This window comes from Rhodococcus sp. 06-1474-1B (assembly GCF_002258885.1).
Taxonomy (GTDB): Bacteria; Actinomycetota; Actinomycetes; order Mycobacteriales; family Mycobacteriaceae; genus Rhodococcoides; species Rhodococcoides fascians.
The window spans coordinates 1-23,418 of sequence record NZ_NOYR01000015.1 but is presented as its reverse complement, the minus strand read 5'-3'; the positions used below and the strand labels follow the sequence as shown (position 1 = coordinate 23,418).

General features: G+C 64.6%; 23 protein-coding genes. 13 read left to right on the top strand and 10 right to left on the bottom strand.

Features of this window, described 5'->3' with window-relative positions; genetic code table 11:
* Window positions 1-403, top strand: a 403-nt coding sequence (locus CH266_RS04530) for an HNH endonuclease signature motif containing protein (protein WP_141214492.1), incomplete at its 5' end; no start/stop codon positions are given.
* Window positions 404-567: 164 nt separating this feature from the next.
* Here the strand turns inward: CH266_RS04530 and CH266_RS04525 are convergent.
* The gene (locus CH266_RS04525; RefSeq protein WP_094714836.1) at window positions 568-1,614 is read right to left on the bottom strand and encodes an iron-siderophore ABC transporter substrate-binding protein; all 1,047 of its coding nucleotides are present in this window, start codon (window positions 1,612-1,614) and stop codon (window positions 568-570) included.
* Between the two features lie 101 nt (window positions 1,615-1,715).
* On the opposite strand from CH266_RS04525, the gene CH266_RS04520 reads away from it, so the two are divergent.
* Together CH266_RS04520 and CH266_RS04515 are read left to right on the top strand one after the other, a co-directional pair.
* Window positions 1,716-2,540 (top strand): SDR family NAD(P)-dependent oxidoreductase, encoded by an 825-nt coding sequence (locus CH266_RS04520; RefSeq protein ID WP_094714835.1) that lies wholly within the window; start codon window positions 1,716-1,718, stop codon window positions 2,538-2,540.
* Window positions 2,537-3,031 (top strand): SRPBCC family protein, encoded by a 495-nt coding sequence (locus CH266_RS04515; protein ID WP_094714834.1) that lies wholly within the window; start codon window positions 2,537-2,539, stop codon window positions 3,029-3,031. Before CH266_RS04520 ends, CH266_RS04515 begins: the two co-directional genes overlap by 4 nt.
* Window positions 3,032-3,034: 3 nt before the next feature.
* On the opposite strand, the gene CH266_RS04510 is transcribed toward CH266_RS04515, so the two are convergent.
* Window positions 3,035-3,544 carry a mycothiol transferase gene (locus tag CH266_RS04510; protein ID WP_094714833.1) on the bottom strand — a complete coding sequence of 170 codons (510 nt, stop codon included), beginning with the start codon at window positions 3,542-3,544 and terminating at the stop codon, window positions 3,035-3,037.
* A 100-nt stretch (window positions 3,545-3,644) separates the two neighbouring features.
* Between CH266_RS04510 and CH266_RS04505 the strand changes: the two genes are divergently transcribed.
* Window positions 3,645-4,679, top strand: a complete 1,035-nt coding sequence (locus tag CH266_RS04505; protein ID WP_176457012.1) for an NADPH:quinone reductase — start codon at window positions 3,645-3,647, stop codon at window positions 4,677-4,679.
* A 1-nt stretch (window position 4,680) separates the two neighbouring features.
* Here the strand turns inward: CH266_RS04505 and CH266_RS04500 are convergent, their stop codons facing one another.
* On the bottom strand, window positions 4,681-5,154 hold the full coding sequence (locus CH266_RS04500; RefSeq protein WP_027497985.1) for a phosphoribosyltransferase: 474 nt from the start codon (window positions 5,152-5,154) through the stop codon (window positions 4,681-4,683).
* An 84-nt stretch (window positions 5,155-5,238) separates the two neighbouring features.
* Here CH266_RS04500 and CH266_RS04495 point away from each other — a divergent pair, with 84 nt between their 5' ends.
* The 3 genes from CH266_RS04495 (at window position 5,239) to CH266_RS04485 (ending at window position 7,933) form a co-directional block, all read left to right on the top strand.
* On the top strand, window positions 5,239-5,907 hold the full coding sequence (locus tag CH266_RS04495) for a class I SAM-dependent methyltransferase (protein ID WP_094714831.1): 669 nt from the start codon (window positions 5,239-5,241) through the stop codon (window positions 5,905-5,907).
* 10 nt (window positions 5,908-5,917) lie between these two features.
* Complete coding sequence (locus CH266_RS04490) at window positions 5,918-6,280, top strand: VanZ family protein (protein WP_048315843.1); 363 nt, start codon at window positions 5,918-5,920, stop codon at window positions 6,278-6,280.
* A gap of 153 nt (window positions 6,281-6,433) precedes the next feature.
* On the top strand, window positions 6,434-7,933 hold the full coding sequence (locus tag CH266_RS04485) for a stealth family protein (RefSeq protein WP_176457011.1): 1,500 nt from the start codon (window positions 6,434-6,436) through the stop codon (window positions 7,931-7,933).
* Here the strand turns inward: CH266_RS04485 and CH266_RS04480 are convergent.
* Complete coding sequence (locus tag CH266_RS04480; RefSeq protein WP_094714839.1) at window positions 7,930-8,841, bottom strand: phosphodiesterase; 912 nt, start codon at window positions 8,839-8,841, stop codon at window positions 7,930-7,932. The two genes, CH266_RS04485 and CH266_RS04480, sit on opposite strands and share 4 nt — an antisense overlap.
* A gap of 158 nt (window positions 8,842-8,999) precedes the next feature.
* Here CH266_RS04480 and CH266_RS04475 point away from each other — a divergent pair, with 158 nt between their 5' ends.
* Complete coding sequence (locus CH266_RS04475) at window positions 9,000-9,809, top strand: alpha/beta hydrolase (protein ID WP_094714838.1); 810 nt, start codon at window positions 9,000-9,002, stop codon at window positions 9,807-9,809.
* A gap of 68 nt (window positions 9,810-9,877) precedes the next feature.
* On the opposite strand, the gene CH266_RS04470 is transcribed toward CH266_RS04475, so the two are convergent.
* Window positions 9,878-11,005, bottom strand: coding sequence for an acyl-CoA dehydrogenase family protein (locus CH266_RS04470; RefSeq protein ID WP_032364891.1), 1,128 nt, complete (start codon window positions 11,003-11,005; stop codon window positions 9,878-9,880).
* 16 nt (window positions 11,006-11,021) lie between these two features.
* Window positions 11,022-12,197 (bottom strand): acyl-CoA dehydrogenase family protein, encoded by a 1,176-nt coding sequence (locus CH266_RS04465; RefSeq protein ID WP_027497991.1) that lies wholly within the window; start codon window positions 12,195-12,197, stop codon window positions 11,022-11,024.
* 78 nt (window positions 12,198-12,275) lie between these two features.
* Between CH266_RS04465 and CH266_RS04460 the strand changes: the two genes are divergently transcribed.
* Genes CH266_RS04460 through CH266_RS04445 form a run of 4 tightly spaced genes read left to right on the top strand, consistent with a single transcriptional unit; the run spans window position 12,276 to window position 15,600 of the window.
* Window positions 12,276-12,830: a histidine phosphatase family protein gene (locus CH266_RS04460; RefSeq protein WP_094714830.1), complete on the top strand. Its 555-nt coding sequence runs from the start codon at window positions 12,276-12,278 to the stop codon at window positions 12,828-12,830.
* Between the two features lie 14 nt (window positions 12,831-12,844).
* A complete protein-coding gene (locus tag CH266_RS04455; RefSeq protein ID WP_094714829.1) occupies window positions 12,845-13,327 on the top strand; it encodes a RidA family protein in 483 nt (160 codons plus the stop codon).
* A 39-nt stretch (window positions 13,328-13,366) separates the two neighbouring features.
* Window positions 13,367-14,857, top strand: a complete 1,491-nt coding sequence (locus CH266_RS04450) for an ABC transporter substrate-binding protein/permease (RefSeq protein ID WP_094622976.1) — start codon at window positions 13,367-13,369, stop codon at window positions 14,855-14,857.
* Complete coding sequence (locus tag CH266_RS04445) at window positions 14,854-15,600, top strand: amino acid ABC transporter ATP-binding protein (protein ID WP_094714828.1); 747 nt, start codon at window positions 14,854-14,856, stop codon at window positions 15,598-15,600. The genes CH266_RS04450 and CH266_RS04445 overlap by 4 nt, the downstream gene beginning before the upstream one ends.
* Before the next feature lie 144 nt (window positions 15,601-15,744).
* Here CH266_RS04445 and CH266_RS04440 read toward each other — a convergent pair whose 3' ends face one another.
* The 4 genes from CH266_RS04440 to CH266_RS04425 form a co-directional block, all read right to left on the bottom strand.
* Window positions 15,745-17,808 (bottom strand): xanthine dehydrogenase family protein molybdopterin-binding subunit, encoded by a 2,064-nt coding sequence (locus tag CH266_RS04440; RefSeq protein ID WP_094714827.1) that lies wholly within the window; start codon window positions 17,806-17,808, stop codon window positions 15,745-15,747.
* Window positions 17,805-18,818 (bottom strand): FAD binding domain-containing protein, encoded by a 1,014-nt coding sequence (locus CH266_RS04435; RefSeq protein ID WP_094714826.1) that lies wholly within the window; start codon window positions 18,816-18,818, stop codon window positions 17,805-17,807. The genes CH266_RS04440 and CH266_RS04435 overlap by 4 nt, the downstream gene beginning before the upstream one ends.
* The gene (locus CH266_RS04430; RefSeq protein ID WP_027497997.1) at window positions 18,815-19,315 is read right to left on the bottom strand and encodes a 2Fe-2S iron-sulfur cluster-binding protein; all 501 of its coding nucleotides are present in this window, start codon (window positions 19,313-19,315) and stop codon (window positions 18,815-18,817) included. Before CH266_RS04430 ends, CH266_RS04435 begins: the two co-directional genes overlap by 4 nt.
* Before the next feature lie 98 nt (window positions 19,316-19,413).
* Entirely contained in the window at window positions 19,414-21,216 is a 1,803-nt protein-coding gene (locus CH266_RS04425; protein ID WP_255175842.1) for a DEAD/DEAH box helicase, read from the bottom strand.
* A 277-nt stretch (window positions 21,217-21,493) separates the two neighbouring features.
* On the opposite strand from CH266_RS04425, the gene CH266_RS04420 reads away from it, so the two are divergent.
* Window positions 21,494-23,281 carry an AMP-dependent synthetase/ligase gene (locus CH266_RS04420; RefSeq protein WP_176457010.1) on the top strand — a complete coding sequence of 596 codons (1,788 nt, stop codon included), beginning with the start codon at window positions 21,494-21,496 and terminating at the stop codon, window positions 23,279-23,281.
* The last annotated feature ends 137 nt before the right edge of the window (window positions 23,282-23,418 follow it).

The following is a 23,418-nucleotide window of genomic DNA, read 5'->3' as shown; positions in this document are numbered from 1 at the left end:
CTCCCGCAACACCTCTCGCCAACTGGCCTGCGACTGTGTTCTCACCGCGATCGTCATGGACGAGAACGGCAACCCGTTGAACCTCGCCCGCACCGCCCGCACCGTCACCGCGAAACAGAAACGAGCATTGACAGCCCGCGATCACGGCTGCGCATTCCCCGGCTGCGGAAAACCCGCCGCCTGGACCGAAGGCCACCACATCTGGCACTGGACCGACGGCGGACCCACCGACATGAACAACCTCGTCCTCCTCTGCGGATTCCACCACCGACTCATCCACCACAGCGACTGGGACGTGTTCATCGGCACCGACAACCACCCGTGGTTCGTACCCCCGGCCACCGTCGACCCCTACCGACAACCCAGACAATCCCACGCCCGAGCAGGCCCTCACATCGCATAGAGACGCGCGAAAACAATCCAGCCCCGCACCGAGAACACGGTGCGGGGCTGGAAGAGATTGTCGAGCTGGGTGTTTCGATCAGACACTGCATGCTTCCTGCGCATGTACACGACCTGCGTGAAGCCGATCCTGCTCGTCTCCGCTCCGATCGAGCGACCGGTGACCTACTTCGCGTCGAGCTTCGCGACAGCCTCATCGATCATCGGCACGTATCGCTCGAGTGCCCACGGCACTGTCAGCGGATTGATGATCGACGACCCGGTGACGAAGGACTGATCCGTCGGCGCAACGACCGAACCGCGGGACACAGCTGGAATCTGCTTGTAGGCAGGCTGGTTCTCGGTGTCGGTGCGGTTCTGCGGATCGGAGTAGAAGGTGAAGATCAGATCGGAATCGTTCAACAGATTCGCGTTCTCCAAGCCGATCACCGACGAGTCGGTGCCCTCGGTCTCGTCGAGCGTGTTCACCACCGGATCGACCTGCAGCCCCAGACCGCGCACCATCGCGACGCGCTGCTCGTCGGCGAGGAACACTCCGAGCGTTCCGGGACCGGTGTTGTAGATGTACGAAAAGCTCACGTCCGCATACTCGGGGTGCTGCGCCGCGGCGTCGGCGAAGCGGTTCTCGATCTTGTCGATCTCCTCCGCAGCCTTCTGTTCCTCGCCCATTGCCTTGCCGATGACGGTGATCTGGTCCTGCCACGTCGTGGTCCACGGCTTTTCCTCGTAGGCGACCACCGGGGCGAAGGCACTGAGCTTGTCGAACTGATCCTGCGTGACCCCGGACCACGGTGCGAGAATCAGATCCGGTTCGAGCGCCGCGACGGCCTCGATGTTCAATTCGGTTCCGCCCGTGAACTGCTGGGGAAGTTCGGCCCCCAAGTCGGTGACCGCGTCGTGCACCCACGGCAGGTAACCGGTGTCGTCGGCACCCCACGAGTACTCCTCGACACCGACAGGGACGGTGCCCAGCGCGATCGCCGTCTCCGCCGAGCCCTGACCGAGCGTCACGATGCGCTCCGGCTTCTCGGTGATGACCGCCTGCCCCAGCGCGGAATCGATGGTGACAGCCGCGAAGTCACTTCCCGCCTGCGGCTCGTCGGCGGTATCGCTACTCGAGCATGCGCCGACCACTAGGGCCGACACCGTGAGCGCGGACAGCAGGGTTGCACGGCGCGCAGTCCGTCGACCGGCCGGTGAAGCAGAAAACATGGTTACCTTTCGACAAGCAAAGGGACGTTAAAGTAACCCTAGGCTAACCTCTCATTCAGTTTCAAATGCGCTGCACAGCGGGCGTTCGCTACGGTGGAGGCATGAGCCTTCCTCGCCCCGCACCCGACCGGACTGCCGTCGTGACCGGAGCATCTTCCGGAATCGGTGCTGCCATCGCTCGCGAACTTGCCTCCCGGGGTCACGGAGTCACCCTCGTCGCCCGCCGCGCCGACAAGCTCGACGAACTTGCGGACGAGCTCCGCTCGCGGGGAGTTCGCGCCGAGGTGCTGGCAGCAGACCTGTCCGATCGCAGCGCCCGCGCCGAATTGCTCGGGCGCATCACCGAACTCGGCCTGATACCGGACATACTGGTGAACAACGCCGGGCTGTCGACACTCGGCCCAGTCGTCGAATCCGACCCCGAAGCAGAGATGAACATGATCGAGGTAGACGTGGTTGCCGTCGCCGATCTGTGCACTCGCTTCCTCCCCGGTATGACCGAGCGACGACGCGGCGCTCTACTGAACGTGGCCTCCACCGCCGCGTTCCAGCCGCTTCCCGGCCAGGCCGGATACGGCGCATGCAAGGCGTTCGTTCTCTCCTACACACAGTCCTTGACAGGAGAGCTGCGCGGAACGGGAGTGACCGCCACCGCGCTGTGCCCCGGACCGGTGCAAACCGGTTTCGGCGAGGCCGCGGGCTTCGCGAAAGACGACGCCGAGAAGGCACTGCCGTCGATCATGTGGGTGTCTGCAAAAACGGTGGCCAAGACTGCCGTCGACGACATGACCAAGGGACGGATGGTGTCGATCCCCGGGCCTGCCAACCGCATCGGATCGATCTTCGCCCAGATCACCCCGCGAACATTGTTGGTGCCCATGCTCACTCGCATTCATCCAGGCCTGAAGAACGGCGCATCCTCATGAGCCGCGAGTTCACAGTGTCCGACAGCATCGTCGTGAACGCCGATGCCGACACCCTCTACGCTGCGATCAGCGACCCCACCAAGATGGGCCAGTGGAGTCCCGAAAATACCGGTGCCACCGTGCACGATCCTCGCGAGAGTGCCTACGTGGGAATGGTATTCGACGGAACCAACAAGCGAGGCCGGGCGAAGTGGATCACTCGCTGCACCGTGACCGCAGCCGACCCGGGCAAGACCTTCGAGTTCCGTGTCCACGCCATCGGCAAGAGCGCCCCGAAGATCAAGGGCGCGAACGCAACCTGGCGTTACGATTTCGAGCCGGTCACGGAGGGCACGAAGGTCACCGAAACCTGGACCGACGACAGAACGAAATGGCCCGATGCCCTGGCGCTCGTGTTCGACAAGATCGTCACCAGCGGAAAGACGTTCCCGCAGTTCCAGCGTCGCAACATCCGTAAGACGCTGGAGAACCTGCAGAAGCGTTACGCCTGACGGCTAGGCCTGCCGGGTATACAGGCCGAGAACGTACGACGCCTGCCCGGCATGCTGAAGGTCGTCGGAGACCACGGACACCAGGCGCGCACCCAACGTGACCGGCGGATCCCAGTTCTCGTCGACGATGCGGTCCAGATCGTCGGTCGAGATGCTGCTCAGGTACGCAACTGTTTTCGAGTGCACGGCGTCGTGGTACTCGCGCAGCAAATCGGCGCTCGAAGTGACCTGAGCGACGTCGGAGGACGATTGGCCGTACCCGATGTCGGACTTGTCGAACGGTAGATCGAAGCGCTCGAACCACGAGTCCGACGTCCAGACCTGTTCGCTTCCGGCCACACCCGCGATGTGGTCGTCCTGCACTCGCGTCAGGTGCCACAGCAACCATGCGATGCTGTTGGCATCGGCGTCGGGCCGATAGGTCAACGCGGCAGTGGGGATGTCGTCCAACACCGAGTGAACGAGTTCCTTGATCCGGCCGAACGCGTCGGTGAGCAGGTCGTTGTGATTCATTAAAGATCCATCTCTTCTCTGACAGCACTGATAACCCCTCATGCATACCCCGATGCGGCCACGGGGAACATCGAGCCGGGCCGAGCGCGTTGGACCGAATATGACTTCTCCAGCAATTGTGTACACCCGCACCGGCGATTCGTCCGTCCTCGAGCCGAAAGATCGCGAGGTGACCGAGCCGGCCGCAGGCGAAGTGCGCGTGCGCGTCGTGATTTCGGGCGTCAATCCGACGGACTGGAAGAACAGGACCGGTTCCGGCCCGGGCGAGAAGCTGGCGTTCGACGAGGTGGTTCCGAACCAGGACGGTGCCGGAGTGATCGACGCCGTGGGCCCTGATGTCGAGGGGCTGGCCGTAGGAGATCGAGTCTGGGTGTACCTGGCCCAGCACCAGCGTCCGACCGGAACGGCGCAGAAGTTCACCAACCTTCCCGCATCACGTGTGGTTGCTCTGCCCGACGGCGTCAGCTTCGACGTCGGCGCGAGCCTCGGCGTACCCGCGATGACGGCACACCGCGCACTGACGGTGTCGGAGGACGGCCCGTCTCGCTTGCATCCCGGCGCGTTGGAAGGCAAGTCGGTACTCGTCGCCGGTGGTGCCGGTGCCGTCGGCCATGCCGCGATCCAATTGGCCCGCTGGGCAGGCGCGACCGTGGTGACGACCGTCAGCGGACCGGAGAAGGGCGCACTGGCCACCGCTGCCGGCGCGCACCACGTGGTGAACTACAAGACCGGAGACGCCGCCGCTGACATCCGCGAATTGGTGCCCGGCGGAATCGATCTGGTGGTCGAGGTCGCTCCCGCACAGAACGCCGCGCTCAACGCGGCCGTCGGAGCGAACCGTGCATCCGTTGCCGTCTACGCCAACAACGGCGGCGACACCATCACCCTCGACGTCCGGCCGAACATGGTGCTCAACACTCGCTACCAGTTCGTGCTGCTCTACACCGTGGGCGACGAGGCTCTGCGTAACGCCGAGGCGGACGTCAGCGCAGCGGCGGCAGCAGGCGTGCTGGAGGTGGGCGAAGCCACCGGCCTGCCACTGCACCGCTTCCCGCTGAGCGAGACCGCGGCCGCACACGACGCCGTGGAGAACGGAACCGTCGGCAAGGTGCTGATCGACGTCTCCAGCGAATAACTCAGGTGATGACCGGCAACGTGGACCACGGGAAATTGATCCACTTGTCGGTCTCTCGCCACGAGTAGTCCGGCTGCACAATGGTTCTGGGCTTGGTGTAGATCACGGCCGACCGCACGTCGGCCGTGTGCGCCTTCAGTAGATCGATCACCAGCGCCAGGGTGCGGCCGGAATCGGCGACGTCGTCGACCACGAGCAGCTTCTTGCCGACGATCGCGTCGGTATCCAGAAGTGGTTCGAGCACAACAGGATCGGGCAAAGTCTCTTCGATATCGGAGTAGAACTCGACGTTGAGGGTGCCGGCAGCCTTGACGCCCATGGCGTAGGAGATGGCACCGGCGGGGATGAGTCCGCCGCGGGCGATCGCGATGACGATGTCCGGAACGAACCCGTCGCCCACGATCTTCTTCGTCAGATCGCGCGAGGCGTCTCCGAAGGTCTCCCACGTCAGTACTTCGCGTTCCGGTTCGGTCATGACGGATCACTTTACCCAAGGCCCATTTTTGCCGAATGAGCAAATTCGTTTGCGCTCGGGGACGACAGCGGGCAGTCTCGAATCATGGCCGACCACACACCTGCTCACACCCATCCCGCCGACTCGACCCACCCAGAACCGGATTTCGAGAACGGCACCTTCGACGAATCGTTCTGGGACAACCTCTACAACCAACGCACCGCCATCTGGAGCGGAAATCCCAACGCCGTGTTGGTACAGGAAGCGTCCGAGCTGATTCCGGGCCGCGCCCTGGACATCGGCTGCGGTGAAGGTGCCGACTCACTCTGGCTGGCCGGCGAAGGATGGAACGTGACCGGCGTCGACATCTCCGATGTGGCCCTGGGCCGCGCTCGCGCCGCACAGCAGGCACTCGGGTCACAGACGCTCGCGGTGGATTGGCGTCAGGAAGACGTACTGGACTGGACTCCCCCGGCCGCGGCGTTCGATCTGGTGTCGGTGCACTTCTTGCAGGTGCCGCCGGACGAATTGGAACTGACCACCCGCAGGTTCGCCGCGGCGGTCGCGCCGAAGGGCCGTCTACTGATCGTCGGTCACAGTCCCAGCGACAGCCACGCCTCGCAGCACCCGGCCAAGCACCGACTGTTCGCACCGGAACCGGTCGTCGCTGCGGCGGGCGACGGGTTCGAGGTGATCCACGCCGAACACCGCACCCGGACGACGCCGGACGGCGACGAGCGAATCGACACAGTGGTGGTGCTGCAGCGCCGGTAAACTCTTCGCAGTGATCTCGCAGTCGACGTACCGAATTCCCCTGGCCGTCACGTTCGTCGTCGCGCTGATCGTTCTCTTCACCCCCGCGTCCGGGGTGCCTTCCGGCTTTCAGCACAGCGACAAGATCATTCATTGCATCCTGTTCGCTGCTCTCGCCTACACCTCCCGACTCGCCGGCGTCGGCTGGGTCAGCACCGCACTGTGGGTGTCGGCGTTCGCAGTGGTATCGGAGTTCCTGCAGGCGATCCTGCCGCTCGGTCGCTCCGGATCGGCCGCCGACGCACTCGCCGACGCCGTCGGTATCGCACTGGGCCTGGTCGCAGCGAGCAGGGTTCTACCGCAGCGCGTCCGCAAGGCACCGCACCTGCACTAGACTGAGACGGCACCGGGGTTCCTCGGCCAGCGCGAACACTCCGGAAGGAACGTCATCACCTCGTCTTCTGCCCCGCACGATATCTACCTCGTTCCACCGGAGCACGAGACCAACGATGCCGTCACCCGAGAATCCGACGCTGCCGCCGCGCGCTTGAGCGAACGGTCCGACGTCGTCAGCCACGACGGCCGCTACGCACTGACCATCACCTCGACCACCCCGCACCAGGCGATGGTCGAAGATCTGCTGTTCGTGCGCGCCGTGCTCGACGCCGCGCGGATCAAGTACCTACTGGTGCGCGGCAACGACGAGCGTCCCGTCATCGCCATAGAACTGGCCGCTCGCGAGGCACTGACCACGGCCCTGGTGCATGCCTGCCGCGCCGAGCCCTTCTACTCCAAGACCGTCGACGCCCGCGGAAAAGCGGTACTGGTAGCCGATGGCACCTTGTCGCCGTCGTCGAACGCACGCATCGTGCGGCTCTACCGCCCACGTGTCGAGCCGTTCAGCGGGCTCTACTACGGCGCATCGACCGCGGTGCAGATCGAGCTGTGGTCGTTCTCACCGTCCGAGATCGTGCTGCCGATCGAGAACTCGCTCACTCGCCGCAACATTCGGCCCGACGAGGCCGTCCGCGGCACCGTCGAGCGCTTCGGCCGAACCTGGCCGACCATCGAGAACATGTTCGCCGACCACGCGTCGGACATCAATTTCGACATCGACATCGTGTTCTCGTGGGTCGACGGTTCGTCCGCGGAATTCCAGGCTCAACGCGCCCGCCGGATGGCGAACTACGTCGTCGGCGAAGGCGACGATTCGGCCGCCCGGTACCGGCAGATCGACGAACTGAAGTACGCACTGCGGTCGATTCACCTGTACGCACCGTGGATCAGGCGCATCTTCGTCGCCACCGACTCCCCGAGGCCGGCGTGGCTCGCCGACCATCCCAAGGTGACGTTCGTGCCGAGCGAGGCGTTCTTCGTCGATACCTCCGTACTGCCGACGCACAATTCGCAGGCCGTCGAATGCCAGCTGCACCACATCCCCGGGTTGTCCGAGCACTTCCTGTACTCGAACGACGACATGTTCTTCGGTCGCCCCGTCAGCCCGTCGATGTTCTTCTCCCCCGGCGGAATCAGCATGTTCATCGAGGCGACGACGCGAATCGGATTGGGCTACAGCGACGCCGACCGCAGCGGCTTCGAGAACGCGGCACGCGTGAACCGTCGGATCCTGCAGGACCGCTTCGGGATGACGACCACCCGGCACCTCGAGCATGCGGCAACGCCGTTGCGCCGCAGCGTGATGCAGGAAATGGAGAACGAGTTCCCCGACGAGTTCGCCTCCACCGCTGCCAGTGCATTCCGCGCGAGTACGAACATCTCGGTCACGAATTCGCTGTACCACTACTACGCGCTGATGAGCGGACGCGCCGTGGTCCAGAAGGATGCGAAGGTTCGGTACATCGACACCACGTCCGTCGCGGGTCTCGAGTTGATGGAGAAGCTGCTGCCCAAGCGATCGGTCGACTTCTTCTGCCTCAACGACGGCAGCTTTCCGGAGGTCGACCTCGATCTGCGCACGCGCACCGTGACGCAGTTCCTGGACAAGTACTTCCCCATCGTCGCGCCGTGGGAACGCACCCCGAACTAGGCGTCGCTGAACAACTTTCGACGGGCGCTGTCGGCAATGGTCACTCCCGCTGCGTCGAGCCGACGCGCGGTCTCCTCTGCCGACACTGCCTCTCCCACAGTGTCGTACGAGCCCGTCGGTACCACCGAATGGACGACGGTGTCGTCGTAGAGGTGAACCAGGTTGTAGCCCTGGGCTCCGTCGCGACCGCGTAACCCGCCGGCGGGAACATTGAGATCCTGGGTGTAGCACGTGGCCGACGCGACCGAGACGGGAATGCCCGCGAACGTCGCTGTCGTCGAATAGTGCAGATGTCCAGCGAGTATCGATCGCACGTCGCTGCCGCGCAACACGTCTGCCAGGCGCGGCTGATCGATGAGCTCGACCAGAACTGCGAGATCGAGCACGGTCGGTACCGGCGGGTGGTGCATCGCCAGGATCGTGCCGAACTCGGCAGGGGTTGCGAGAGTGTCTGCGAGCCAAGCCAATTGCTCGTCGGCGAGCTCACCGTGATGCTTTCCGGGGACCGTCGTATCCAGGGTGACGATGCGAAGCCCGTCGACGTCGTGCACGCGATCGATGGACTGCCCGCTCGGTTCGGCGTCGAGCAGGGTCCGACGGAACGTCGCGCGGTCGTCGTGATTGCCCATCGCCCAGACGATCTGCGCGCCGAGCTCCTCGGCCACCGGCTCGACCAGAGCGCGAAGCTTCTCGTAGGCACCCGCCTCGCCCTTGTCCGTCAGATCACCGGTGAACACCAACGCATCGGGCCGCACCCCCGAGTTCCGAATATCGGTCATCACCTGTTCGAGCCGCAACTCACTGTCCACGCCGCCGTACAACCGACCGCCGCCGTCGACGAGATGCGTGTCGCTGATGTGCAACAAGCAGTGATGGGGACGTGGGTACTCGGCCATCCGAGACTTCATCGAACTCTCGCTCACGATCGGACCTACCGTTTCACGATCACCCGGTCGGGCGAACGCCACTGCCACAAGCCAAGCATACGAGCGTTCACTGAGAAAAAGCTGGTCGAATCCGGACGGTGAACACCGTGGAAACTCCTGGCGTGTGGCAGGTTGAGAACATGACGTCTTCCAAGTGGCCCTCCCTGCTCGCAGCCGCGGCACTGACCGTGGGCACGATGCTCGGGATCGGGGTGGCTCCGGCCGCTGCGCAGGGCCTGCCGACCGTTGTCCTCGTGCACGGTGCCTTCGCCGACAGCACCAGCTGGGACGGTGTCGCGGCCAACTTACGCGGCCGCGGCTACCCCGTCGTCACCGCCGAGAACTCACTGCGCGGCCCGGCGATCGATGCGGCCTCGGTGACCGACGTCGTCGAGAACATCGACGGGCCCGTGGTGCTGGTCGGCCATTCCTACGGCGGCACGGTGATCAGCAACGTGCACGCGGACAACGTGGAGGCTCTGGTCTACGTCGCGGCGTTCATGCCGGTCGAAGGCGAACCCGTCGCCCTCGAACTCGACCCGTTCCGATTCCCCGTGACGGCTCTGGTCCCACCCGTGATCGGGCTGTCGATCGTCGACGATTCGACCAACCTGATCGGCAAGAACGTCGACTCGTACATCACGCCCGCGCTGTTCCGTCCGTTCTTCGCCCCCGACGTCACCGAGGAGCAGGCCGCCCACATGGCCGCTCACCAGAAGACCATCGCTGCCGGTGCCTTGCTCGAACCGAGCGGTCCGCCGTCCTGGGCGCACACCCCGTCGTGGGCGCTGATCCCCCAGCAGGATCAGATCATCCCGACCTCTGCCGAGCGGTTCATGGCGCAGCGGGCCGGGGCCCGGGTGACCGAGGTTCCGGGCTCGCACGCGATTCTGGTTTCCAACCCCGCAGCTGTGGCCGACCTTGTGCTACAGGCGGATTCGGGTAGCTGACGCGTCCGAGAGACGAGAACGGGCCCGACCACTGGACGAGGTGGCCGGGCCCGTGTCCTTCTACTGGATCAGATTCCGATGAGGTCGTGATCGGCGACCTTGTCCGACAGGATGCGCAGGTGCTCGTCGGCCCCACCGAGAGTGTGTTCGATGGCCACCAGCCGACTGGTGTAGTGCCCGACGGGATATTCGGCCGTGACGCCGATTCCGCCGTGCAGCTGAATTGCCTCCTGGCCGATCTTGCGACCGGAACGCGAGATCTGCAGCTTGGCGCGCGAGGCGATGGTCGTGTCGACATTGCCGTCCGCCAACGACATCGTGGCGTAGAGGCTCATGCTGCGGGCCAGCTCGAGTAGCACGTACATGTCCGCCGCACGGAAGGTGAGTGCCTGGAACTTGGCCAGCGGAACCCCGAACTGCTTGCGCTGCTTGAGGTAATCGGTGGTCAGCCGCAGCGCCTCCTCCATTGCTCCCACTGCCTCGGCGCACAGCGCGGCCTGTGCGCGCACCTCGGCACCGGTGATCGCCGCGGCTGCGTTCTCGGCCGAACCCAGCGGTTCTGCAGCAACGTCGGAGAATTCGATCTGCGCGGCGCGCTGACCGTCGTGGGTGGCGTACGACTTGCGGGTCAGCCCGGTCGCGTCGCCGTCGACGACGAACAATCCGGTTCCACCGCCGGGGAGCACGGCACTGACGACGATGACGTCAGCGCTGCCGCCGTGCGGAACCGGGTTCTTGACGCCGCTGATCGACCACGATCCACCGTCCTCGGTCGCCGTGGTGGCAACCTCGACGTTCGGCCAGCGGCTGCCGGATTCGTTGTGCGCGAACGCCAACATCGATGAGCCCTCGGCCACGGGTGGCAGAAGTCGCTTGCGCTGATCGGCTGAGCCGAGCTCGGAGATGAGCCCGCCGGGCACGAGAACGGCGTCGAGAATGGGCTCCGGCGCGAGCCGTCGTCCGACCTCGGTCATGACCGCCATGATCTCCACGGGACCGGCGTCCATACCGCCGTCGTCCTCGCTGAACGTCAGACCCAGCAGACCGACCTCGGCCAGCTGCTTCCAGACGTCGGTGCTCCACCCCAGCTCACCGGCCACGATCTTGTTGCGCTTCTCGGTGTCGTAAGCGCGCGAGAGAACCTCACGGGTGGTGTCGCGCAGCAGTTTCTGCTCTTCGTTGAGTTCGAAATCCATGTCTTCAGATGCTCCCTTACAGTCCGAGAATCGCCGACGCGATGATGGTGCGCTGAACCTCGTTCGAGCCGCCGTAGATCGAGACCTTGCGATAGTTGAGGTAGTTCGGTACCGACCGCTGCGCCCAACCGTCGCTCTCGATGTCCTCGCCTGCCTCGTAGGGCAAGGAGTCCGGCCCGGCGATGTCCATCAGCAATTCGGTTGTGGTCTGCTGCAATTCGGAACCCCGCAGCTTCAGAATCGACGATGCCGGGTTCGGCTTGCCATCGTCCGAGCTCGAGACCATCCGCAACTGGGTGAGCTCGAGGGCGAGCAGTTCGTTCTCCACCTCGGCCAGCTTGGCCGCGAACAGTGGATCCTCGAGCAGCGTCCCGGTGCCGACCTTCGTCTGCGCGGCGTGCTTCTTCGCCTGTCCCAGTCGAACTTTGGTGTGTCCGGCGCGGGCGACGCCGGTGCGCTCGTTGCCGAGCAGGAACTTCGCGTAGCTCCAGCCCTGGTTCTCCTCGCCCACGAGATTCTCGGCCGGGACGCGGACGTTGTCGAAGAACACCTCGTTGACCTCGACGCTGCCGTCGACCAGCTTGATGGGACGCATCTCGATGCCGGGGGTGTTCAGATCGATGAGCAGGAACGAAATTCCGGCCTGCTTCTTCGGTGCATCGGGGTTGGTGCGTACCAACGCGAAGATCCAGTCGGCGTACTGGCCGAGAGTGGTCCACGTCTTCTGGCCGTTGACGATGTAGTCGTCACCGTCCCGAATGGCGGTGGTACGCAGCGAGGCGAGATCCGAACCGGCTTCGGGCTCGGAGAACCCCTGACACCACCAGATGTCGAGGTTCGCCGTCTTCGGCAGGAACTTCTCCTTGATCTCCTGCGACCCGAACGTCGCAATGACCGGGCCCACCATCGACGCGTTGAACGCCAGCGGCTCGGGTACCGAGGCCAGCTGCATTTCGTCGAGCCAGATGTGACGCTGGACCGCAGACCAATCGCGGCCACCGAACTCCGCAGGCCAATGCGGTACTGCCAGGCCGTTCTCGTTCAGGATTCGCATGGTCGTGACCACTTCGTCCTTGCTCAACTCCTGACCCGTCGCGTTCTTCTCGCGAATCTCGGCGGGGATCTTCGTGGTGAAGAACGTCCGCATCTCGTCGCGGAACGCGGCCTCTTCTTCTGTCAGGGCAAGATTCATCGACAATCCTCCGTGCTCGTTCGCTTATCTCGGTATCGACCGTACTCCCTGGTAACTCTGGGATATTCTCCGCTCACTATGACTTTTCTGGCGCTGGTTCGGCACGGTGAAACGAACTGGAATTTGCACGGCCGCCTGCAGGGCTCTTCGGACATCCCTCTCAACGACACCGGACGAGCTCAGGCCCGCGAGACAGGCTACGAACTGGAGTTCCGTACGTGGGATCACCTGGTCAGTTCGCCGCTGGTCCGGGCCGCGGAAACCGCCGACATCATCGGGACCCATCTGGGCCTGAACCGAACCGCCGAATTCCCGGATCTGGCCGAGCGTCACTTCGGTGACGCCGAGGGATTCACCGACTGGGACGCGTACTCGCATTGGCCGGACGGGCGATACCCGGGCCTCGAGCCACGATCGAATCTGATCGTCCGGGGCGTGCGAGCCGTCGACGAGATCGCCTCGCGCTACCCCGACTCCGCGGTGATCGCCGTGGCCCACGGCGGCGTCATTCGAGCCATCTTCGACGCCATCCGTCGACGACACTCACCACGCATACTCAACGCCGGTGTGTCCACACTCGAACACGACGGCACCCGATGGACGGTTCGCACCATCAACGGCGTTGCGGTCTGACAGGATTTTCGTTCATGGAGATCGAACGTCGCATCGCCGAACTCGGCTTCGAGCTGCCCGGTGAACCGAGCGCACCACCGGGATTCGAGTTCTCCTTCGATTGGGTTCGCGTGCGCGGCAACCGCGTCTTCGTCGCGGGTCATTCGCCGCTCGCACCGGACGGAACCCTCGCCGGTCCGTTCGGAGCGGTGCCGTCCGAAGTCGACCTCGACGCCGCCACCGACGCCGCGCGTGACACCGCCCTCGCGGTATTGGGCAGCCTCGCCCGTGCCATCGGAGATCTCGATCGAATCAGCGCGTGGCTGACCGTCACCGGCTCGGTCAACGCCGATCACGGCTTCACTCAGACCACCACCGTCGTCAACGGGTTCTCCGATCTGGTGTTGGCGATCTTCGGACCCGAGGTCGGTGCGCATGCGCGGACTGCGCTGGGAGCGGCCGCATTGCCGATGAACAACACCGTTGTCGTGTCAGCGGAACTGGAGATCGACGGGTAGGTTTTTCTCCACTCGTCATTACAGCGAAAGCAGGCCTAGATGGTGCGCAGATCCACTCTGGTTCTGGTCGCGATTCTGATCGGCATACTCGGATTGTCCGGGTGTAGTTCGTCGTCGCAATCCCTCCTGGACCGAGTGCGCGACGACGGTGTACTCGTCGTCGGCACCGAGGGCACGTACAGCCCGTTCAGTTATCAGGGCGGGGACGGCCAACTCACCGGCTACGACATCGACGTCATCAACGCGGTCGGCGACGAACTGGGCGTCCGCGTCGACTTCGTGCAGACCCCCTTCGACTCGATCTTCGCCGGGCTGCAATCGCAACGCTTCGACCTGATCGCGAACCAGGTGTCGATCACCCCCGCCCGGCAGTCGACCTACGACCTGTCCAAGCCCTACACGGTGTCCGAAGGCCAGATTCTCACCGCCGCGAACAACACCACGATCACCTCGACGGCCGATCTGGCCGGCAAGACCACCGCCCAATCGTCGACGAGCAACTGGGCCGAGGTCGCTGCAGACGCGGGCGCGAACGTCGAGGCGGTCGAGGGATTCGTCCAAGCGGTCGCGCTCGTCAAGGACGGCCGGGTGGACGCCACCGTCAACGACTCGCTCGCCATCGCGGAATACCTGCAGCAGACCGGCGACACGGGAGTGCGGGTCTCCGGAAACACGGGCGACACGACGCTGCAGTCCTTCGTGGCCCGCAAGAACAGTGGCCTGATGGACGAGGTCGACGCGGCCATCGACACCCTCCGTGACAACGGCACCATCGCCGAGATCTCGAAGAAGTACTTCGGGAGCGACGTCGCGGCACCGACCTCCGACACCGCGGCACCGGTGAGCGAGGACGCAGGAACCACTGCGCCGTCGAAGATGCAGTTGGTACTCGACAACCTGTGGCCGATGCTGAAGGCGACGGTCACCATGACGATCCCGCTGACCGCCGTCAGTTTCGTTGTGGGACTGGTCATCGCGCTGGCCGTGGCACTCGCCCGGATCTCGTCGATCAAGCCCCTCGCCGCAGTGGCCCGGTTCTACGTCTCGATCATTCGCGGCACTCCCCTACTGCTGCAGCTGTTCATCATCTTCTACGGCCTGCCGCAGTTCGGCATCGTGATCTCGCCGTTTCCGGCGGCCGTCGTGGCGTTCTCGCTCAATGTCGGCGGCTACGCGGCCGAAGTCATTCGCGCTGCGATACTGAGCGTGCCCAAGGGCCAGTGGGAGGCCGCGCAGACGATCGGCATGGGATACCGAACCACGTTGCAGCGCATCGTGCTTCCGCAGGCACTGCGCACCGCCGTGCCGCCGCTGTCGAACACATTGATCTCGCTGGTCAAGGACACCTCGCTGGCATCGACCATCCTGGTGACCGAACTGCTGCGCGTCGCGCAGCTGGCGGCGGCTCCGACGTTCGACTTCTTCACGCTGTACTCCGTTGCCGCCCTGTACTACTGGGTGATCTGCATAATTCTCTCGTTCTTCCAAGGCAAACTCGAAGTCCGACTCGACAGGTACGTGGCGAAATGACAGACCTGCTGGAAATTTCCGCACTGAAGAAATCGTTCGGACCGATCGAAGTATTGAAGGACGTCTCGTTCACCGTGCCGTCGGGCACCGTCACCGTCATCATCGGGCCGTCCGGCTCCGGCAAGACCACAGTGTTGCGAACGCTCAACGCTCTCGACCGAGCCGATGCCGGCCTGATCCGCATCGGCGACGTGTCGGTCGACTTCGCCGAGCCCGTGGACGCCACGCGACTGCGCCACTTCCGCGCGCAGAGCGGCATGGTGTTCCAGAGCCACAACCTGTTTCCCCACAAGACCGTGCTGCAGAACATCATCGAGGGACCGGTGATCGTCCAGAAGCGGTCCAAGGACGACGCCACTCGCGACGCACACGCGATCCTCGACCAGATCGGTCTCGACGCCAAGTCCGATCAGTACCCGTTCCAGCTTTCCGGTGGCCAACAGCAACGCGTCGGAATCGCCCGAGCCCTCGCCTTACGCCCCAAGCTGATGCTGTTCGACGAGCCGACCTCCGCGCTCGATCCCGAACTGGTCGGCGAAGTACTGGGCGTTATCAAAGGCCTTGCCGCCGAAGGATGGACGATGGTGATCGTCACCCACGAGATCCGCTTCGCCCAGCAGGTGGCCGATCAGGTGTTGTTCCTCGAGAACGGCGTCGTCGTCGAACGCGGGACACCCGAGCAGGTTCTCGCGAACCCGACCGAGCCCCGTACTCGACAGTTCCTACAGCGAATCTTGGCGTAGAGGGGCTGCGCCCCCTGTGAGTGGAGCCTGCGAAACGAATCCGTTGAGGCAGGTGAGTGGAGCCTGCGAAACGAATCCGTCGAGGCATGTGAGTGGAACTTCGTAGCAGGGGTCGAGTTTCCACTCACATGCGGCGACGACGCTTTAAAGGTGCGGTAGCACCTTGTCCAGGGTGATCGGGAGGTCGCGGACTCGGACGCCGGTGGCGTTGTAGACCGCATTGCCGATGGCTGCCGACGAGCCCACCGCACCGATCTCACCGATTCCCTTGCCGCCCATCGGGGCTAGCTCGGTGTCGACCTCCTCGATCCACACGGCCTCGAGATCGGTGACGTCCGCGCAGGCCGGGATGTGGTACTCGGCGAGGTCGTGGTTGGCGAAGCCGCCGAATTCGTGATCGACGACGCCGCTCTCCATCAACGCCATTCCGAGCCCGAACGTCATGCCGCCGATGAGCTGCGACCGGGCCAGTCGTGGATTCATCACCTTGCCGATGCCGAACACCCCCAGCATCCGGCGCACGCGTACTTCACCGGTGTCGACGTCGACTGCCACCTCGGCGAACTGGGCACCGAACGCCATGCGCGCCAACTCTTTCTGAGCCTCGACGTCGTCGGTTGTATCGGCCTCGGCGGAGTTACCCGGCTGCAACGGTCCCTGGTCCCGCAACGCGGTGCAGACCTTGGTGACCGCCCAGCCCCAGGAGGAGGTGCCCGAGGATCCACCGGCACCGGGGGCCTTGGGCAGAGCGCTGTCGCCCAGTTCCAGTGTGACGGCATCCGCGTCGACCTCGAGCGCATCGGCGGCAATCTGTCGCAGCACGGTCCGCGCACCGGTTCCGATGTCGGATGCAGCGACGGACACCGTAATCGTGCCGTTCTGCTCGACGCGAGCCGCCGCGGTACTCGGCGAGATCAGCACCGGGTAACTCGCTGTGGCGACGCCCATTCCGAGCAAGACATTGCCTTCTCGGCGTCGGCCCGGCGTGGAGTCTCGACGGTCCCAGGCGAATTTCTCGGCACCCTCGCGCAGGCACTGCACCACACTGCGGGAGCTGAACGGATTCCCACTCGCGGGATCGACGTCGGGTTCGTTGCGGATCCGAAGCTCGATCGGATCGATTCCGGTGACCGTTGCCAATTCGTCGATCGCCGTCTCGACTGCAAACATGCCGGGTGCCTCACCCGGGGCTCGCATCCAGCGCGGGGTGCCGACATCCAGCGCGGCGAGCCGATGCGTTGTGGCGCGGTTGGGCGAGGCATAGATGTGCCGGGTCGATTCCGACGTCTGCTCACAGAACTCGAAGATCGTGCTCGTCTGTTGAAAGGAATCGTGAGCGATGGCCTGCAGCCTGCCACTCGAATCCGCACCGAGGCGAACGTGATTGAGGGTCGGGGTGCGGTATCCGACGACATCGAACAGGGCCTGCCTCGGTAGAACCAGCTTGACGGTCTTGCCGGTTGCTCGCGCCGCCATCGCAGCGAGAACCGCGTTGGGCCGAGTACTGCCTTTCGCCCCGAAGCCTCCGCCGACGTTCTCGGCAATCACGCGAACATTCGCGGGTTCCAGTCCGAACGCCGTGGCGAGATCGCCCTGAACTCCCGACGGTGCCTGCGTCGAATCCCAGACCGTGAGTACACCATCGGACCATTGAGCCGTCGTGGCATGCGGTTCCATCGGACTGTTGTGCATCGGAGCCGTCGAGTACCAGTTGTCGACGACGTGCTCGGCCGTCGTCAATGCAGCGTCCGGATCACCGATCGTGACGTCGGTGGGGAATCCCGCGTTGACGGACTCGGGCGCGTACAGCGAGCTGTGATCGGCGCTCAGGGTGTTATCGGGTGAGCGAACGTCGGCGTAACGCACCTGTACTCGGGCGGCCGCCGCGCGGGCATCCTGGAGGGTGTCGGCCAGAACGACGGCCACGATCTGGCCGCGGTAAGCAACGGAATTCGATTGCAGCACATGCAGTTCCGCATCTTCCACCTCGCCCAGCTTCTCGGCGTTGCCGTGCCACAGGAGCGCGTGCACCGCCGGGCCCCCGTCAGCGAGTTCGACGTTCTCGACCGTCCCGACGGGAACCGTCGCGGGCACGTACCAGGCGTACACCTGGCCGGCGATCGGCTGCTCGGCGGCGTAGCGCGCTCGGCCGGTGACCTTGTCGACGGACTCGGTGCGCTGAATCGACTGGCCGATCGATGCCGTCATGACCGATCTCCCAACTCTTCGTGTGTGCCCAGCTCTGCCAATTCCACCAGAGTGCGCGTCACCAGATTCGTGACCAGCGGAACTTTGAAGGCGTTGTCTCGCAAGGGCTCTGCGGCGTGCAGTTCCTCGGTGATCGCAGCCCGGAACGACGCCTCGTCGGGAGCGGTTCCGAGCAATGCATGTTCGGCGGTTCGGGCCCGCCACGGTCGGTGCGCAACGCCGCCCAGCGCGATCGACACCCCACGTACGATTCCGTCCTCGACGTCGAGCACAGCGCCGATCGACGCGACCGCGAACGCGTACGACTGCCTGTCCCGTACCTTCCGATAGGTCGAGACAGTGCCGTCGGCAGCCTTCGGGATGTCGATGGCGGTGACGATTTCGTCTCGGGCGACAGTGTTGTCTCGCGTCGGATCATCGCCGGGCAATCGGTAGAACTCGTCCATCTCGAGTTTCCGTTCACCGTCGACTCCGCGAACGACGATGCGCGCGTCGAGAGCCGACAGCGCGACGGCCATGTCGGACGGATGCGTCGCCACGCACGACGACGAGGCTCCGAGGATGGCGAGGTTTCGATGCTCGCCGTTACGTGCCGGACAGCCCGAACCGGGTTCGCGCTTGTTGCACGGCTTGGATGCGTCCATGAAGTAGACGCATCGAGTGCGCTGGAACAGGTTACCGCCGGTGGTGGCCATGTTGCGTAGCTGGCCCGAGGCCCCGGACAGCACTGCCCGCGAGAGCACCGGATACCGCTGGCGGACAACCGGATGCACCGCGAGATCGCTGTTGGACACCCCGGAGCCGATCCGCAACGCTCCGTCGTCGGCGACGTCGATGTCGTGCAACGGCAGTCGCGTCACATCGATCAACGCCGATGGTGCGGCCACACCCAGCTTCATCAGATCGACCAGATTGGTGCCGCCACCGAGCAACATCGCGTTCTCGTCCCCCGCCAGGCGTTCGAGAGCGTCGTCGATCGCAGTGGCGGTTCGGTACTCGAATGTTTTCATGACGCGTCCTGCACTGCGGGAACGATGTTCGCGTACGCACCGCAGCGGCACAGGTTGCCGCTCATGCGCTCGCGCACTTCGCCGGAATCGAGTTCGACATCGGTGGCCTCGAGGTCCTCGGTGACCGCACTGGGCCAGCCCTGTTTCGCCTCCTCGATCACCGCGACCGCCGAGCAGATCTGCCCGGACGTGCAGTACCCGCACTGGAACGCGTCACGATCGACGAAAGCCTGCTGCACGGGATGCAGAGTGTCGCCGTCGGACAGTCCCTCGACCGTGGTGATCTCGCGCCCGACCTGCGCGACAGCAAACGTGAGGCAACTGTTGATTCGCCGGCCGTCGACCAGGACGGTGCAGGCACCACACTGACCGTGGTCGCACCCCTTCTTGGCCCCGACGAGATCCAGGTTCTCGCGAAGTGCGTCGAGCAGAGTGGATCGAGTGTCGCAGTCGATCTCACGATCGGTTCCGTTGACACGCAGAGTGACGTTGGTCATGCACGTGCGGATACCCGGGGCCTGAGCCACCAAACGCTCGAGCCGGCGGGTCGTGCGCGGAACTTCGTAGCAGGCTACGAAGTTCCGCGCACGTGGTGCTAGCGCTTGCCCTTGAACTTTCCGCCGCCGCGCGGACCGCCACTACGTCTGGGAGGACCGGAATCGGGCTGCAGCTGAATCAGCACACCGCTGATGCGGGTGCGACGCAGCGCCTCGACCGTCTCGTCGGCGAGGTCGGCAGGCAACTCGACCAGCGAATGGTCGGGACGAATGCTGATGTGCCCGAAGTCGCTTCGACGCAGACCGCCTTCGTTGGCGATGGCACCGACGATGGCACCGGGAGCAACGTGATGACGCTTACCGACGCTTATGCGGTACGTCGCCATCTCCTGGCCCGTCTTGCGGTGGTGCGAGCTGGCCGCATCCTCGTCGAACGTGCGAGGGGGACGCGGCTCACGCGGCTCACGGGGTGCCCGCGGCGGGGCCGGCGGCTCCGGCTTCAACAGGAACGCTTCGCCGTCGCGCGACTGGATGGCCAGCGCTGCCGCGATGTCGACCAGGGGCACGTCGTGCTCGCGCTCGTAGTCCTCGATGAGCCGACGGAACAGCGCCAGATTCTCGTTGCCGAGGCTCTCGGTGATGGAGTCCTTGAACTTCGTCACGCGCTGCGCATTGACGTCGTCGACGCTGGGGAGCTGCATCTCGGTGATGGGCTGCCGCGTCGCGCGCTCGATGGCCTTGAGCAGGTGACGCTCCCGGGGCGCGACGAACAGAAGAGCCTGACCGGCGCGACCCGCGCGGCCGGTACGACCGATGCGGTGCACGTAGGACTCGGTGTCGTGCGGGATGTCGTAGTTGATGACGTGCGAGATGCGGTCGACGTCGAGACCACGAGCCGCCACGTCGGTGGCCACCAGAATGTCGATCTGGCCGTTCTTGAGCTGGCCGATGGTGCGCTCACGCTGTGCCTGGACGATGTCGCCGTTGATCGCGGCGGCGGAGAAGCCCCGGGCGCGCAACTTCTCGGCGAGCTCTTCGGTGGCCTGCTTGGTGCGCACGAACATGATCATGGCCTCGAACTCTTCGACCTCGAAGATTCGAGTGAGCGCCTCGAGCTTGCGCTGATGCGCCACCTGCACGTAGCGCTGCGTGATGTTCGGTGCCGTCGACGTCTTGGTCTTGACGGTGATCTCCACTGGATCGTGCAGGTACTGCTTGGAGATCTTGCGAATCGCGGCCGGCATCGTGGCCGAGAACAACGCGACCTGCTTGTACTCGGGAGTGTCGGAGAGGATGCGCTCCACGTCCTCCTGGAACCCCATCTTGAGCATCTCGTCGGCCTCGTCGAGCACGAGGTACTCGAGCCCGGACAGGTCGAGCGTGCCCTTCTCGAGGTGGTCGATGACGCGACCCGGGGTGCCGACGATGATCTGCGCACCCTTGCGCAGGCCGGACAGCTGGATCCCGTAGGCCTGGCCGCCGTAGATGGGCAGAATGTGCAGACCCGGGATGTGGGTGGCGTACTTGCCGAACGCCTCGGCCACCTGCAGCGCGAGCTCGCGGGTCGGTGCCAGCACCAGCGCCTGCGGCGTCCGACGCGAGACGTCGAGACGGGACAGGATCGGCACTGCGAACGCAGCGGTCTTACCCGTTCCGGTCTGCGCAAGGCCGACGACGTCATTGCCCGCCATCAACGGCGGGATGGTGGCCGCCTGGATGGGCGACGGGCTCTCGTATCCGACGTCGCGCAGGGCCTTCAGGACCCGCTCGTCTATTCCGAGATCGGCAAAAGTGATGTCGTCATCCGCTGTCGAAGAAGACTCACCTGCGTGGACGGGAGGGGAGGAACTCGTCTCGTCAGACGTCACGGCGGCATCCTGATCAGATTCTGAAGTGCTCATATACACCCGAGTTTAGTACCTGCCCGGCCCCCGCGACTCCTTCTGCGCTGATCAGGTGACGAAAACAGCGGTGATGGGGGCACGCACACACGGCCCTGCAAGGGCGACCCGACGGAGACACACGACCGGACACCGTTATGTTGTACCCCGAGTCACACTCACCTCCCCCGAAAAACGACCGAAAATTCACAAAGCGGACAACCTCGGTGGTGCGTTACGGACTCGGGTGTGATGAAATGCACAACTACCACGCTATTTATCCGTAAGGGGTCCAGCAGTGCGCGAATATTCTGTGCCGGCGTCATTCACCATTCCCGACGACGCATCCATGGCCGACACCGTCTTCCGGTACCAGAAGGAAGCACCGAACTTCGTCCCGTTCCAGCGCCTGGTGAACGGCACCTGGACCGATGTCACCGCGGGTCAGTTCGCCAAAGAGGTCACCGCGGTGGCCAAGGGCCTGATCGCGTCGGGCGTCGAACTCGGCGACCGCGTCGCCATTCTCAGCGCGACCCGCTACGAGTGGGTCGTCCTGGACTACGCCATCTGGACCGCCGGCGGATGCACCGTCGCGATCTACGAGACCTCGTCTGCAGATCAGGCGCAGTGGATCCTCGAGGACTCCGCGACCAAGCTGCTGATCGTCGAGACCGCGTCGCACGTCTCGAACCTGAAGGACGTCACCGACGGGGCCGCCGACTTGCGTGAGGTACTCCAGATCGACGGCGGAGCCATCGACGAACTGACCACCCGAGGCGCGGGAATCAGCGACGAGGACGTGCACACCCGTCGACACCAGGTCACTGCCGCCTCCCCCGCGACACTGATCTACACCTCGGGCACCACCGGCCGCCCCAAGGGTGTGCAGCTGACACACGCGAACTTCTACGCCGAGGTCCAGGCCACCCAGATCGCGCTGCACGACTCCATGCGCGAGGGCAACCGCACCTTGATGTTCCTACCGATGGCGCACGTGTTCGCCCGCGCGGTGTCGTTCGGCTCGTTCGAGTCGAAGGTGACCGTCGGCCACACCTCGGACGTGTCGACCCTGGTGGATCAGTTCGCCGTCTTCAAGCCGAACTTCATTCTGTCGGTGCCGCGCGTGTTCGAGAAGGTCTACAACTCGGCCAAGCAGAAGGCGCACGACGGCGGCAAGGGCAGCATCTTCGACAAGGCCGCCGCGACGGCCATCGAGTGGAGCGAGGCCCAGGAGAAGGGCGGCGCAGGCCTGGTCCTCAATCTCAAGCACACCGTCTTCGACAAGCTCGTCTACTCCAAGTTGAGGGCTGCGCTCGGCGGCAACTGCGATCGTGCGGTCTCGGGCGGCGGCCCCCTCGGCGCTCGCCTCGGCCACTTCTTCCGCGGCGCAGGGGTACCGGTCTACGAGGGCTACGGTCTGACCGAGACCAGTGCGGCCGTCACCGTCAACACCACCAAGGAACAGCGCGTCGGCACCGTCGGCAAGCCCATCGACGGCCACGCGGTCAAGGTCGCCGAAGACGGCGAACTGCTGCTCAAGGGGCCCGTGGTGTTCAGCGGCTACTGGCACAACGAGAAGGCCACCGCCGAAGCGATCGTCGACGGCTGGTTCCACACCGGCGACCTCGGCTCGATCGACCAGGAAGGCTTCGTCTCGATCACCGGCCGCAAGAAGGAAATCATCGTCACCGCAGGCGGCAAGAACGTCGCCCCCGCGGTACTCGAGGACGCGCTGCGCGCCAACGCGATCATCAGCCAGTGCCTCGTCGTCGGTGACGCCAAGCCGTTCATCGGTGCGCTCATCACCCTCGACCCCGAAGCAATGCCGGGCTGGCTCGAACGCCACAACCTCGCTGCCGACATCCCGTTCTCGGAGCTGTCGAAGAACGCCGACCTCGTCGCCGAAATCGACAAGGCCGTGGCCGAGGCCAACAAGAAGGTCTCCAACCCCGAGCAGATCAAGAAGTACACGATCCTCGAGAACGACTTCACGGTCGAGACCGGCGAGCTGACTCCGACGATGAAGCTCAAGCGCAACATCATCCACACCGAACGTGGCAGCGACATCGAGGCCATCTACTCGTAGATCGCCCAGCACGAGTGCCGAAGGGCCCGACGCGAGCAGGCGGGTTCTAACGATCCCCGCAACACCCTCGATTTGAGGGAGTTGCGGGGATCGTGGCATGTGCTGGGTTGAAGGTGCGGTTTTTCGAGGCGTTGGAC

Excerpts from the sequence above, each read along its gene's own strand:
- CH266_RS04525 (WP_094714836.1), bottom strand. The coding sequence starts at position 1,614 with ATGTTTTCTGCTTCACCGGCCGGTCGACGGACTGCGCGCCGTGCAACC.
- CH266_RS04520 (WP_094714835.1), top strand. The coding sequence starts at position 1,716 with ATGAGCCTTCCTCGCCCCGCACCCGACCGGACTGCCGTCGTGACCGGA.
- CH266_RS04515 (WP_094714834.1), top strand. The coding sequence starts at position 2,537 with ATGAGCCGCGAGTTCACAGTGTCCGACAGCATCGTCGTGAACGCCGAT.
- CH266_RS04510 (WP_094714833.1), bottom strand. The coding sequence starts at position 3,544 with ATGAATCACAACGACCTGCTCACCGACGCGTTCGGCCGGATCAAGGAA.
- CH266_RS04505 (WP_176457012.1), top strand. The coding sequence starts at position 3,645 with ATGACTTCTCCAGCAATTGTGTACACCCGCACCGGCGATTCGTCCGTC.
- CH266_RS04500 (WP_027497985.1), bottom strand. The coding sequence starts at position 5,154 with ATGACCGAACCGGAACGCGAAGTACTGACGTGGGAGACCTTCGGAGAC.
- CH266_RS04495 (WP_094714831.1), top strand. The coding sequence starts at position 5,239 with ATGGCCGACCACACACCTGCTCACACCCATCCCGCCGACTCGACCCAC.
- CH266_RS04480 (WP_094714839.1), bottom strand. The coding sequence starts at position 8,841 with ATGAAGTCTCGGATGGCCGAGTACCCACGTCCCCATCACTGCTTGTTG.
- CH266_RS04475 (WP_094714838.1), top strand. The coding sequence starts at position 9,000 with ATGACGTCTTCCAAGTGGCCCTCCCTGCTCGCAGCCGCGGCACTGACC.
- CH266_RS04470 (WP_032364891.1), bottom strand. The coding sequence starts at position 11,005 with ATGGATTTCGAACTCAACGAAGAGCAGAAACTGCTGCGCGACACCACC.
- CH266_RS04465 (WP_027497991.1), bottom strand. The coding sequence starts at position 12,197 with ATGAATCTTGCCCTGACAGAAGAAGAGGCCGCGTTCCGCGACGAGATG.
- CH266_RS04460 (WP_094714830.1), top strand. The coding sequence starts at position 12,276 with ATGACTTTTCTGGCGCTGGTTCGGCACGGTGAAACGAACTGGAATTTG.
- CH266_RS04455 (WP_094714829.1), top strand. The coding sequence starts at position 12,845 with ATGGAGATCGAACGTCGCATCGCCGAACTCGGCTTCGAGCTGCCCGGT.
- CH266_RS04450 (WP_094622976.1), top strand. The coding sequence starts at position 13,367 with ATGGTGCGCAGATCCACTCTGGTTCTGGTCGCGATTCTGATCGGCATA.
- CH266_RS04445 (WP_094714828.1), top strand. The coding sequence starts at position 14,854 with ATGACAGACCTGCTGGAAATTTCCGCACTGAAGAAATCGTTCGGACCG.
- CH266_RS04440 (WP_094714827.1), bottom strand. The coding sequence starts at position 17,808 with ATGACGGCATCGATCGGCCAGTCGATTCAGCGCACCGAGTCCGTCGAC.
- CH266_RS04435 (WP_094714826.1), bottom strand. The coding sequence starts at position 18,818 with ATGAAAACATTCGAGTACCGAACCGCCACTGCGATCGACGACGCTCTC.
- CH266_RS04430 (WP_027497997.1), bottom strand. The coding sequence starts at position 19,315 with ATGACCAACGTCACTCTGCGTGTCAACGGAACCGATCGTGAGATCGAC.
- CH266_RS04425 (WP_255175842.1), bottom strand. The coding sequence starts at position 21,216 with ATGAGCACTTCAGAATCTGATCAGGATGCCGCCGTGACGTCTGACGAG.